The sequence below is a fragment of the Providencia sp. PROV209 genome, assembly GCF_028479485.1.
GTDB classification, from domain to species: Bacteria; Pseudomonadota; Gammaproteobacteria; order Enterobacterales; family Enterobacteriaceae; genus Providencia; species Providencia alcalifaciens.
Map to the genome: position 1 here is coordinate 101,071 of NZ_JAMPNR010000017.1, position 12,897 is coordinate 113,967.

11 protein-coding genes are annotated in these 12,897 nt (G+C 41.8%); 4 read left to right on the top strand and 7 right to left on the bottom strand.

The window, feature by feature from the left end; genetic code table 11:
* Nucleotides 1-7 precede the first annotated feature (7 nt).
* The gene (ribF, locus tag PR795_RS13435) at nt 8-946 is read right to left on the bottom strand and encodes a bifunctional riboflavin kinase/FAD synthetase (RefSeq protein ID WP_006657150.1); all 939 of its coding nucleotides are present in this window, start codon (nt 944-946) and stop codon (nt 8-10) included.
* A gap of 599 nt (nt 947-1,545) precedes the next feature.
* Between ribF and rpsT the strand changes: the two genes are divergently transcribed.
* A complete protein-coding gene (gene rpsT, locus PR795_RS13440; protein WP_006662810.1) occupies nt 1,546-1,806 on the top strand; it encodes a 30S ribosomal protein S20 in 261 nt (86 codons plus the stop codon).
* 65 nt (nt 1,807-1,871) lie between these two features.
* Here the strand turns inward: rpsT and nhaR are convergent, their stop codons facing one another.
* Together nhaR and nhaA are read right to left on the bottom strand one after the other, a co-directional pair.
* Nucleotides 1,872-2,795 (bottom strand): transcriptional activator NhaR, encoded by a 924-nt coding sequence (gene nhaR, locus PR795_RS13445; RefSeq protein ID WP_006657147.1) that lies wholly within the window; start codon nt 2,793-2,795, stop codon nt 1,872-1,874.
* Nucleotides 2,796-2,969: 174 nt separating this feature from the next.
* Nucleotides 2,970-4,157: a Na+/H+ antiporter NhaA gene (nhaA, locus tag PR795_RS13450; RefSeq protein ID WP_006657146.1), complete on the bottom strand. Its 1,188-nt coding sequence runs from the start codon at nt 4,155-4,157 to the stop codon at nt 2,970-2,972.
* A 394-nt stretch (nt 4,158-4,551) separates the two neighbouring features.
* Here nhaA and PR795_RS13455 point away from each other — a divergent pair, with 394 nt between their 5' ends.
* Entirely contained in the window at nt 4,552-5,400 is an 849-nt protein-coding gene (locus PR795_RS13455) for an EamA family transporter (RefSeq protein ID WP_006657145.1), read from the top strand.
* Nucleotides 5,401-5,489: 89 nt separating this feature from the next.
* Nucleotides 5,490-6,890: an amidohydrolase gene (locus PR795_RS13460; RefSeq protein WP_039861380.1), complete on the top strand. Its 1,401-nt coding sequence runs from the start codon at nt 5,490-5,492 to the stop codon at nt 6,888-6,890.
* Between the two features lie 62 nt (nt 6,891-6,952).
* Here the strand turns inward: PR795_RS13460 and dnaJ are convergent, their stop codons facing one another.
* Together dnaJ and dnaK are read right to left on the bottom strand one after the other, a co-directional pair.
* On the bottom strand, nt 6,953-8,104 hold the full coding sequence (gene dnaJ / locus PR795_RS13465; protein ID WP_006662812.1) for a molecular chaperone DnaJ: 1,152 nt from the start codon (nt 8,102-8,104) through the stop codon (nt 6,953-6,955).
* Nucleotides 8,105-8,214: 110 nt separating this feature from the next.
* The gene (gene dnaK, locus PR795_RS13470; RefSeq protein WP_006657142.1) at nt 8,215-10,128 is read right to left on the bottom strand and encodes a molecular chaperone DnaK; all 1,914 of its coding nucleotides are present in this window, start codon (nt 10,126-10,128) and stop codon (nt 8,215-8,217) included.
* A gap of 335 nt (nt 10,129-10,463) precedes the next feature.
* Here dnaK and satP point away from each other — a divergent pair, with 335 nt between their 5' ends.
* A complete protein-coding gene (satP, locus tag PR795_RS13475) occupies nt 10,464-11,030 on the top strand; it encodes an acetate uptake transporter (protein WP_036963007.1) in 567 nt (188 codons plus the stop codon).
* A gap of 91 nt (nt 11,031-11,121) precedes the next feature.
* On the opposite strand, the gene mog is transcribed toward satP, so the two are convergent.
* Nucleotides 11,122-11,706: a molybdopterin adenylyltransferase gene (mog, locus tag PR795_RS13480; RefSeq protein WP_036967375.1), complete on the bottom strand. Its 585-nt coding sequence runs from the start codon at nt 11,704-11,706 to the stop codon at nt 11,122-11,124.
* Between the two features lie 207 nt (nt 11,707-11,913).
* Nucleotides 11,914-12,867: a transaldolase gene (tal, locus tag PR795_RS13485; RefSeq protein WP_006662814.1), complete on the bottom strand. Its 954-nt coding sequence runs from the start codon at nt 12,865-12,867 to the stop codon at nt 11,914-11,916.
* Nucleotides 12,868-12,897: the final 30 nt, after the last annotated feature.

The window sequence follows — 12,897 nt, forward strand, 5'->3', positions numbered from 1 at the left end:
CGCTAAATTATCTGATTCCAATTGCAGCGAGGTATTCTCTTGCTGCAACTACATCATTAGCAATTTGCTCCTTCAGCGCGTCCAACGAAGCAAACCGCTGTTCATCACGTAACTTTTTACGCAACACAACATCAATATGACGCCCATATAAATCCATATGTGCATCAATCAGATGGACTTCTAACTGGGTACCTTTTCCAGATACCGTTGGGCGTGTACCAATATTTGCCACACCCGGCACAGGCTTATCACCCAAGCCATGAACTTCTACAGCATACACACCTGTAACAGGCGTGACTAAACGTTTTAACGGTAGGTTTGCCGTCGGAAAACCTATTGTTCGACCTAGCTGATTACCATGAACCACTCGCCCGCTGATACGGTAAGTGTGCCCGAGTAAATTTTCAGCTAATGGCAGATCATTGTTTTGAATCGCTTTACGGATTGCTGTGCTGCTGACACGCACACCTGAATCACAAAAGCTTTCCGTGTCGGCAACTTCAAAACCAAACTTTTGACCCGCTTGCTGTAAAAAAGCAAAATCTCCCATGCGATTTTTTCCAAATCGGAAATCATCACCAATGGCGAGATATTTCACACCGAGTTTATCGACCAACAAGTCAGATACAAAAGCATCAGGTGTTAATGAGGCAAAATGCTGGTTAAATTCCACACATAACAGATAATCGACCCCGCTATCTGCAAGGTACTTCACTTTATCTCTTAGGCGTGTCAAACGCGCAGGCGCCTTGTCACCCGTAAAAAACTCAAGGGGCTGTGGTTCAAAAATCATCACAACAGTTGGTAAACCTAACTGCTTACCCTTAAGCTTCAAATTTTGAAGTAACACTTGGTGCCCACGATGAACACCATCAAAATTACCAATAGTCAGTACGCAACCATGATGGTACGACCGGATATTTTGTATACCGCGAATTAGCTCCATAACTGGCTCAATACCGAGGAAATTGCAGGATTATACCTTGTACGACGCATAAGGTTAACCTAAGTTCGTAAAAGCTTTCATTAAACCCTATTTTTTTGATCTCTACACTATTTAATCCGATGATTTTACACTGCGAAGCATCTTTCTGCACGACACTGCGCCATTGAATCTCATCCTTGTGGGTAAACAAATCAAAAAAGTTTGGATAACCAATAGATTATCAATACAACAAATTTACTCGGAGATCTCTAAAAATATTTAATTTTTATAGTTTTCTTATCATCCATTTTGGATCGCAAACCAAACTGTATAAAAAACAACCTACTGGCAGCCAAATTTTCTCTTGATGAATGATGGATATCACTAAAATATTTTTTTCTGCAAAATGATTTAAAATATCTTCCATCAATTATGCTTTTTTTCACGCTCAGATCTGTATTCTTCTGATATTTACTGATAGAATCTTGCACCATTCACAACGCATTGGCATCGAAGTACACGATGTTTATTTGCACAAATCCATTGACAAATGAAGGGCGAAAGGGCATATTCCTTGACCTTTAAATTGTCCTCAATAGAATACATTTGGGAGTTGGACCTTGGCTAATATCAAATCAGCTAAGAAACGTGCCGTTCAATCAGAGAAACGTCGCCAGCACAACGCTAGCCGTCGCTCTATGGTACGTACTTTTATTAAGAAAGTTTACCTTGCTATCGCTGCAGGCGATAAAGAAGCTGCTCAGAAAGCATTCAATGACATGCAACCTATTGTTGATCGCCACGCTAGCAAAGGCCTGATCCACAAAAACAAAGCAGCACGTCATAAAGCTAACTTAGTTGCTCAAATCAAAGCAATGTAATTTCGCTTCTTGATTATTAAAAAAACCGGCTTAGGCCGGTTTTTTTGTCTGCAAAATTTATCGCTCTACACTTTCTGTTCTAAATTATTGAATGGCGCTGAGAATAACTCAGAAAAATCTTTGTTGCAGACCCGTTGCACTGCTGGATGTTGGATCATCCGTTCCGCAAAAATTACGTAATATTCTTCTTTAACGCTATCTAAACACCCAATCTCTTGCACTTCATCATCAGCAAAAATATCTTTTGCATACAAAGAAGGTGCCACAAAAATAGCATTGTGATACATCCCAAATGCTTTCATTAAAGCTGCATCATCAAATTCACCTAGCACTTCCACTTGCAGGTTTTTATTGCGAATCCATGTTAATAAATGACGACCTAACATAGAGCGACGCCCAGGAATTAATAACCGACGCTCCTCAAGACATTCAGGGAATGGTTTCTTCGGTACAGGCTGACGACAGAAAAAACTGACGCTGCATTCACCTAATTTTACGGAAAATAGCCCCTCTTGCTGTGAAGAGTCCACCGGACAATCAGACAAAATCATATCCAGTTTATGTTGGCTTAATTGCTCTAATAACAATTCATGCGTAGATTCAAAACAGCGTAAATGAATTTGTTCATGTTCCACAACTGCCGTTTCTAGTACTCGACTTACCAAACGTTTCGATAATGCATCAGCCACACCCACATCAAATAGCAGATTTGATTCTCTGCTGTAGTTGACAATATCCAGCATTTCTTGGCTGAGCATGAACATTTTGTCTGCATAACGGAAAATAAGCTGTCCCAATTCCGAAGGAACTAATCCTCGACCTTGACGCTTAAATAATTTGCCACCTAAACGCTCTTCTAGCGCCTTAATTTGCCCAGTAATTGTTTGTGGAGTCAGGTAAAGAGCTTCAGCAGCCCCGACAACAGAGCCTTCCTTACAAACATGCCAGAAATAGTAAAGGTGGTTAAAATTAAGATGTGAAACCCGCATATCGATTCCTTTTGTATCGCCAATAATTATCGTAGTACATACTGACCATACGCTTTACCCGTACCCCGTAATCGGGAGTTATAAGTTAAAATACCCGCAGTATGCAACTCATACCGCGGGCATATCATAGAAGATTAACTCGAAAATTCTTACTAATAATTACGTCTATTATGTTTATTCTTCACTACTGAGTGCGTTTTTTGGTTTCGGTAACACGACTCTTAACATAAAGTACCCAAGCACTGCTGCTGTTGTCGAACCGATTAAAATACCCAACCTAGAGTAGGTACTATACACCTCATCAAGTCCTTCAAAGGCAAGACCAGTGATGAAGATAGACATAGTAAAACCGATCCCACAAAGCACTGAAACCGCAAATACTTGCTTCAAGTTAATCGATGCTGGCAGTTTCGCCAACCCTACTTTTACCGAAATCCAGCTAAATAAGAAAATACCGACTGGTTTGCCTAATATTAACCCCGCCGCGACACCAAGTGGTAATGAACTCATTAACCCATCAAAAGTGACGCCATTGAGCTGTACCCCTGAGTTTGCAAACGCAAAAATTGGCAAAATTAAATAAACAACCCAAGGGTGTAGCACATGCTCCAACTCTTCTGAGGGTTTTGTATTGTTTGTGCCTCTTAATGGAATTAAGAAACCGACAATCACCCCAGCCAGCGTGGCATGAACTCCTGATTTTAAAATACAGACCCATAAAATAAGGCCGATCACTAAGTAAGCCGCTGTATTCTCTACTCGACGCCAGTTCATCATACAAAGAATCGCCACACACAACGCCGCTAAACTCAATGCGATGACAGACACTGAACTTGTGTAAAAGAAGGCGATAATCACAATAACACCCAGGTCATCAATGATAGCTAACGCCAACAAGAATACTTTCAGTTCCGTAGGAACTCGCTTACCCAGCAGCGCCATCACGCCTAACGCAAACGCGATATCTGTTGCGGCAGGGATAGCCCATCCTTGACGAGTAATATCGTCTGCACCATTAAACGCTAGATAAACTAACGCGGGTGCAATCATTCCACCCACAGCAGCGATTGCTGGAAATATTGCTTTATCGCGCCCCGCGAGGGATCCTTCCAATAATTCACGCTTTACCTCTAAACCTACAACAAGGAAAAAGATCGCCATTAAAAAATCATTAATCCATAGAATCAGAGGTTTATCTAATCCAAATGAGGAAATTTTAATGGATACCGGAATATCTAAAAATTGCTGGTAAGCTCCCTGTAATGGCGTGTTAGCCATTATTAAAGCGACGATGGCAGCAATAATTAGGAGTAGCCCTCCTGCTGCTTCTAACTTTAAAAATTTACGAATAATTGCTGTCATATGAATAACCTCAAAAAATATTTTTGAATGTTAATATTATGATAATCATTAATTCGTAAAAAATCGTTTATTTATCCATTAATAATCGTAATTTCCGAGCATTTGATAATTGAGATCACAACGAATGATAATAAATCGTTAATTTAACTATAGGCAACTATTCTAAAAACCAACAATAAATTTATTAAGTTAAGCACTTTAAAAATTCAAATTTTTTAGAGACTAAGGAAAAATAATTGTTCTGGAAAGCCTAAAAAATCATTTATTTTTTGATTTTCGAAGCCCTTCGCAAAAATAAAAGCCCCTTTCCGCTATTCCTTGTGAGTCCCTTCATAAAAAAGCCACTTTATGTGATACTCAGGCATCCCTTGGGCAATCATTATTTCTCTATATTATGTCTCTATACGTTCTGCTTTCTGTGCTGTTTGCCGCGTTTTGTCATGCCAGTTGGAACGCTCTCGTGAAATTTGGTAATGACCGTTTCTTCGGTCTAGTGATGATTGCCGTTTTTTCAGGTATTTTAACCATTCCCGCGCTATTTTGGTTTGGGCTCCCGACACCTGAAGCGGTGCCATGGTTAATTTTGTCGGTATTCTTTCATATCGGTTATATCTACTTTCTCAGCCAAGCATACAACCATGGCGATCTCAGCCAGATTTACCCTATTTCTCGGGGTTCTGCTCCGTTAATTACTGCGTTATTAAGTATTGTTTTATTTAATGAATCCCTACCATTCATGAGTTTTGTTGGAATTATATTTATCATTTCAGGGGTGATCGCCATCGCTTTTGCAGGGCGAAAATTTTCATTGAATATCAAAGGAAAGGCTCTAATTTTTGCATTATCCACCGCCTTTTTTACTGCCTGCTATACCCTCTCTGATGGCTATGGTTCAAGAGCCAGCCAAGATCCGATTGTCTATACCTTATGGCTATTCTTACTTAATGGCGCAGTACTCGCGATCCCCGGAGTAATGAAATATAAAAGTTCACTCCTACACGGATTTCAACAATATTGGCGTTCGGGATTACTCGGTGGGTTAATGCAACTAATTAGTTATGGCATCGCAATCTGGGCTATGAGCCAAGCGCCTATCGTTATTGTTGCTGCCATCCGTGAAACCAGCGTTCTCTTCGCTATGTTTCTCTCAATTGTATTTCTCAAGGAAAAATTTAATGCCATGCGAGTACTTGCTTGTATTGTCATTTTACTTGGGGTGTTACTTGCAAAACTATCCAGTTAAGATAGTGATGTTATGAATGTGTTTTTCACATCCTATTTTCAACACCAATAATATTTAGCGTTAATTTTTCATTTAGTCATGAGGTAAAAATGACCTTACTCCGATCTTTAGTTGCCATGTCAATGATAGCAGCGCCAATAGCGGTACTTGCCGCCACGCCAGCGGATTTAATGATTGTTGATGGAACCATTTTGACGATGGATGCCCACAATAAAGTTATTGAAAATGGCACTGTCGTTATTGATAAAAACAAAATTGTGGCGGTGGGTGGTCCTGAACTCACCAAGCAATATACTGCCAAAAAACAACTTAATGTTGATGGTGATATTGTCATGCCAGGATTAATCAATACCCACACTCATGCATCAATGACAGTATTTCGCTCCCTTGCTGATGATGTACCAGATCGATTACACCGCTACATTTTTCCATTAGAAAGTAAGATGGTTTCCCGAGAAATGGTGCGGGTAGGCGCTAACTTAGCCAATGTCGAGATGCTAAAAGGGGGCGTTACCACATACGTAGATATGTACTATTTTGAAGATGAAGTAGCAAAAACTGTCGATAAAATTGGTATGCGTGCAATCCTTGGTGAATCTGTTATTAAATTCCCAGTTGCTGATGCCCAAAATGCGGATGAAGGCATCGCCTATGCAGTGAATTTTATCAATCAATACAAAGATCATCCTCGCATTACGCCAGCTTTTGCACCTCATGCCCCTTATACCAATACTACCGAGCATTTACAGAAAATTTCCAAACTTTCTCAAGAGCTTGATGTCCCCGTTATGATCCACTTAGCGGAAACCGACCGAGAACAAGAAGAAATTGCCAAACGTACTGGAGGCAAAAGCCCAGTGCAATACATGGCAGATATTGGTGCATTAAACAGTAAAGTGATCGCAGCTCATGCCATTATGGTCAATGACAGCGATATCGACCTCCTCAAGCAATACGATGTCGGAGTCGCGCATAATGTCAGCGCGAATACGAAATCAGCCAAGGGCGTTGCCCCTGTCACTGCTATGTTAGCGAAAGGGGTTCGCGTGGGCTTAGGAACTGATGGTCCTATGTCGAGCAATACCTTAACAACCATGAATGAACTTAATTTAGTCGGTAAAATTCATAAGCTTGAGAATAAAGATAGAGCCGCGATGCCACCGATAACCGTGGTTGAACTAGCGACTAAAGGCTCCGCGAAAGCGATTCATATGGAAGATAAATTAGGGTCTCTTGAAGCAGGGAAGTTGGCGGATATCATTGTTGTTGATACTAAATCACCTAATATGGTACCGATGTACAGCCCTTATGCCGCTCTCGTTTATGGTGCTAATGCATCCAATGTACGTCATTCTATCGTTGATGGAAGCCTACTAATGGAAGATCGTAAAGTGCTCACAGTAGATGAAAGTGCCATTGTGAAAGAAGCTCTGCAATTTGCGGATCAAGTTCGAAAAACTGTCATTGATAGTGGCGAGGTCGTCAAATAAAAAAATGGCTGATTCAGTATTTCACTGGATCAGCCATTATTTTTTACTGAGAGATCAAACCATTATTTGTTGGTGAGATCATCAAAGAATTTCTTCACGCCATCTAAAAAACGTTTTGAACGTGGGCTATTTTTTTCGCCCCCAGAGCCACCTAACGATTCACCAAACTCTCTAAGCAACTCTTTTTGTTTCTCATTCAGTTTCACTGGCGTTTCAACAACAATGTGACACATTAAGTCACCTTGCATTCCACCACGCACTGATTTCACGCCCTTACCTTTCATACGGAATGTTTTACCCGTTTGGGTTTCCGCAGGAATTTTCAGTTTAACGCGCCCATCAAGTGTTGGCACTTCGATTTCGCCACCCAGTGCTGCCGTTGCAAAGTTGATTGGTACTTCGCAATGTAAGTTATTACCATCACGCTCAAAAATATCGTGAGGTAAAACGTGCATTTGAACGAATAAATCACCTGCTGGTGCGCCATTTGCTCCGGCTTCACCCTCTCCTGATAAACGAACGCGGTCACCAGTATCAACCCCAGCAGGGATCTTAACGGATAAGGTTTTGTATTTCTCTACGCGACCTTGACCATGACATTTATTGCATGGGTCTTTGATAATTTTTCCGCGACCGTGACAGGTTGGACAAGCTTGTTGCACTGAGAAGAAACCTTGGCGCATATGGACTTGCCCCATACCATGACAGGTTTGGCAAGTTTCCGCACTCGTCCCCGGTTTCGCACCACTACCGTGGCACACATCACAACTTTCAAGTGTTGGGATACGGATCTCTTTGGTCACTCCACGGACTGCTTCTTCAAGAGTCAGTTCCATGTTGTATTGCAGATCAGAACCACGGCTTGGGCGCTGTTGGCGTCGACCTCCACCAAAAATGTCACCGAAGATGTCACCAAAAATATCACTATTGAAGTCGCCGCCACCAAAGCCGCCGAATCCACCGCCACCGCCGCCCATACCGCCTTGTTCAAACGCGGCATGACCATATTGATCATAAGCTGCACGTTTTTGCTCGTCGGATAGGACTTCGTAAGCTTCTTTTATCTCTTTAAATTTCTCTTCCGCTTCATCTTTTTTCTCCTGATTACGGTCAGGATGGTGCTTCATCGCTAAGCGCTTATACGCTCGCTTGATGTCTTTGTCTGAAGCATTTTTTTCGAGGCCTAAAACCTCATAAAAATCTCTTTTCGCCATTTATTTTTCCCTTAACATGCAGACACGGGCGCAGAGTTCCCTCAACGCCCGTGTCCGGTATCAGTCACTATGTCACATTCTTGCTATAGTCACTGCGCCCGCTAAGGGCCTTATTTTTTGTCTTTGTCGTTAACTTCTTCGAATTCAGCATCAACAACGTCGTCATCTTTCTTCGCTTCTGCACCTGCACCCGCAGCGCCCGCTTGAGCTTGTTGCTGTGCAATTTCCAGAAGTTTCGCAGATGCCGTTACCAGCGCTTGGATTTTCGCTTCGATGTCAGCTTTATCTTCACCTTTAGAAGCGACTTCTAATTCTGAAGTTGCTTTTTCGATGTTAGCTTTATCTTCTGCTGGTAATTTATCGCCCGCTTCTTCGATTTGTTTACGAGTACCGTGGATCAGTTGGTCAGCTTGGTTACGAACCTGTACTAACTCTTCAAATTTACGGTCTGCTTCAGCGTTTGCTTCTGCATCACGTACCATTTTTTCGATTTCTTCATCATTCAGACCAGAAGAAGCCTTAATGGTAATGTTTTGCTCACGACCGCTGTTTTTGTCTTTCGCAGAAACATGCAAGATACCATCCGCATCGATGTCAAAAGTCACTTCGATTTGTGGCATACCGCGTGGTGCTGCTTGAATCCCATCTAAATTAAACTGACCCAGTGATTTGTTATCACTTGCACGTTTACGTTCACCTTGCAGCACGTGAATAGTCACGGCAGCTTGGTTATCTTCAGCAGTTGAGAACACTTGGCTGTGTTTAGTTGGGATAGTGGTGTTTTTCGAAATTAACGAAGTCATCACGCCACCCATGGTTTCGATACCTAAAGACAGTGGTGTTACATCAAGTAACAGAACGTCTTTAACATCACCTGCTAATACACCACCTTGTACTGCTGCACCGATTGCAACGGCTTCATCTGGGTTCACATCTTTACGTGGTTCTTTACCGAAGAAATCAGCAACCACTTTTTGAACCATTGGCATACGAGTCTGACCACCAACTAAGATAACGTCGTTGATGTCACCTACGCTTAAGCCAGCGTCTTGCAGAGCAACTTTGACTGGCTCCATAGAACGTTTAACTAAATCTTCTACCAGTGACTCCAGTTTTGCACGAGTCACTTTGATGTTCATGTGTTTTGGACCAGTTGCATCCGCAGTGATGTATGGCAGATTAACGTCAGTTTGTTGAGCGGAAGACAGCTCAATTTTTGCTTTTTCAGCAGATTCTTTTAGACGTTGCATTGCCAGCGGATCATTGCGCAGGTCAACACCTTGTTCTTTCTTAAACTCATCAACTAAGTAGTTGATTAAACGAGTATCGAAGTCTTCACCACCTAAGTGAGTATCACCGTTGGTTGCCAGAACTTCATAGGTTTTTTCGCCATCAACTTCATCGATTTCGATGATAGATAAGTCGAATGTACCACCACCTAAGTCATATACCGCGATAGTACGGTTGCCGACTTCTCTATCCAAACCGTACGCCAGCGCTGCTGCTGTTGGTTCGTTGATGATACGTTTTACGTCTAAACCAGCGATACGACCCGCATCTTTGGTTGCTTGACGCTGAGCATCGTTAAAGTATGCTGGTACAGTGATAACCGCTTCAGTTACTGGCTCACCCAGATAATCTTCCGCAGTTTTCTTCATTTTTTTCAATACTTCAGCAGAGACTTGTGGTGGAGCCATTTTTTGGCCTTTCACATCTAACCACGCATCACCGTTATCAGCCGCAATAATTTTGTATGGCATGATAGACACGTCGCGCTGAACTTCTTCGTCTTGGAAACGACGACCGATCAAACGTTTGATCGCAAATAATGTGTTTTCTGGGTTAGTTACAGCCTGACGTTTTGCTGGCTGACCAACTAAAATTTCACCATCTTGTGTATACGCAATGATGGAAGGAGTAGTTCTATCACCTTCGCTGTTCTCAAGAACACGCGCAGTAGTGCCATCCATAATTGCAACGCATGAGTTAGTTGTACCTAAGTCGATACCAATAATTTTACCCATTTAAAACGCCTCCAAAGGAATTCTTTTCATTTAATTTCGATATCAATCTATATAAGGTTCAATATTTCATTTTCAAGGGAGTTTTTACTCCAACCTTAACTTTTTTTTGCAACTCGCAATAATTTAGATTGATAACTGTTGATGTCTTAAAGATGGGGTCACAAATTCATTCATCAAGGGGGAAAACTAAAAAAATTTTACATTTAATGTAAATAAACCCGTCTCTTGATCATTGTTTCGACAATTAAAACTGCGTATTATGCGCCTCCCCTTCCTATAGGGGAATAATCATTCATTATATCTATTTGATTTTTAAATATTTTACCAGAGGTTATATGCAATCTAGTTCGCTTGCCAATCCAGGCCCACTCGGTTTATTGGGCTTTGGTATGACAACAATCCTGCTGAATATTCATAATGCAGGTTTTTTTCCTCTCTCATCGGTTATTTTAAGCATGGGAATTTTCTACGGTGGTATCGCGCAAGTGATTGCTGGAATTATTGAATATAAGAAAGGCAATACTTTCGGTGCAACTGCATTTACCTCTTACGGCTTTTTTTGGCTTGCATTAGTCGGTTTGCTGTTTTTACCTACTATGGGATTAGCAGAAGCCACTGATCCTGCATTTTTAGGGATGTTCCTGCTGTTGTGGGGAATTTTTACATTCTTTATGTTCTTAGGCACCTTCAAAACAAACTTTGTGCTGCAATTTATCTTCGGCAGCTTAACCGTACTGTTCGCCATGTTAGCAATAGGCAATCTCACGAACAATGCCACTTTACTTCAGTTCGCTGGCTATGAAGGGATTATCTGTGGCGCAAGCGCCTTTTATCTAGCAATGGCTGAAGTCTTGAATGAGCAGTATGGCAAAACAATTCTGCCAATTGGTCAGCGTAGTTAGTTTTACGACGTAGCTAATTTCGAATATTAATAGAAGCTGTAATCAGAATTATCAGGCAGGCATGACGCTCTGCCTGATTTTTTAGAAGAGATCACTCAGCTACACGAATGGCGGATTTTGGTCTGAATGCTTTAACGATAGTCTCATCCGTTTCAATGTATGGACCATCAAGTAGTTGAATACAATAAGGAACGCTGGCAAAAATACCCGATACTAATACATTCCCTTCTTTATCTTTCAGGCCTTCCAAGGTTTCAGCAATCGCTTTTGGCTGCCCCGGTAAATTTAGAATCAATGACTGATTACGGATCACGCCGACTTGACGAGATAAAATCGCTGTTGGTACGAATTTCAAGCTGATTTGGCGCATCTGCTCTCCAAATCCTGGCATTTCACGATCAGCAATGGCGAGAGTCGCATCTGGCGTGACATCGCGGCGAGCAGGTCCTGTCCCACCCGTTGTCAAAACTAAATGGCAAGAAAACTCGTCCACCAGCTCACACAGCGTCTGCTCTATCATGACTTGCTCATCAGGGATCAAACGAGTTTCTACACGAAAAGGTGTGGTGATTGTTTTCGTTAGCCACTCCTCGAGTGCTGGGATCCCTTTATCTTCGTAGATACCGCCTGAAGCACGATCAGAAACCGACACCAGACCTATGCGCAACTCATTCATACAAACCTCAAAAATTAATCATTTAAATTCGTTCACTTGGCGAGAAAATACCACACCAACAATAATAAACATGCTGCATCATACCATGAGCATGAATCGCTGACAGCGTCGTGTTTGTGCCGAAATATGGAATTGCGAGTTTAATCAATGAAAAAACGACATAAAAAAACCCAGCCAATTTGACTGGGTTTTCTAAGAAAAAGGAAATTACAGCAGAGCTGCGATCATTTTTTCCAGTTTTTCTTGGTCAACAGCGAACTTACGGATACCGTCAGACAGTTTATCAACCGCCATTGGATCTTGGTTATGCTGCCAGTAGAACTCAGCTTCTGTCAATTTAGCGCCCGGCTCTTGAGTTTTGCCAGCATCTTTCAGCTTACAAACTAATTCACCTTGTGATTCAGACAGCTCTTTCAGTAATGCTGGAGAGATTGTCAGACGGTCGCAACCCGCTAGCTCAATGATTTCACCAACGTTACGGAAGCTTGCGCCCATTACGACAGTTTTATAACCATGCGCTTTATAGAAGTTGTAAATTTCAGTCACTGAAACCACGCCTGGATCTTCGTGTGCAGCAAACTCTTTCTTATCGGTGTTTGCTTTGTACCAGTCAAGGATTCGACCCACGAATGGGGAGATCAGGTAAACACCCGCTTCCGCACAAGCACGCGCTTGAGCAAAAGAGAATAATAAGGTTAAGTTACAGTTGATGCCTTCTTTTTCCAGTTTTTCCGCAGCGCGGATACCCTGCCAAGTAGAGGCTAATTTGATCAAAATACGATCGTTGCTGATACCAGCTTCGTTGTACATTTTCATCAGACGGCGAGCTTTAGTAATACACGCTTCTTCATCATAAGAAAGACGCGCATCAACTTCTGTTGAGATACGACCCGGTACTAATTTCAGAATTTCCAGACCGATATTAACAGCCAGTTTGTCACATGCATCGACAATTTGTTGCTCACGGTTGTTACTTTGCTTACGAGCCCATTCTACCGCTTCATCAATTAATTTACGGTATTCAGGAATTTGTGCAGCATTTAAAATCAGCGATGGGTTAGTCGTCGCATCTTGTGGTTTGTACAGCTTCATCGCTTCGATGTCGCCAGTGTCGGCAACAACAGTTGTCAGACTACGTAAGGAGGTTAGTTTGTCGGTCATTTCTTTAATCTCGTTGTTATACCCGTCATA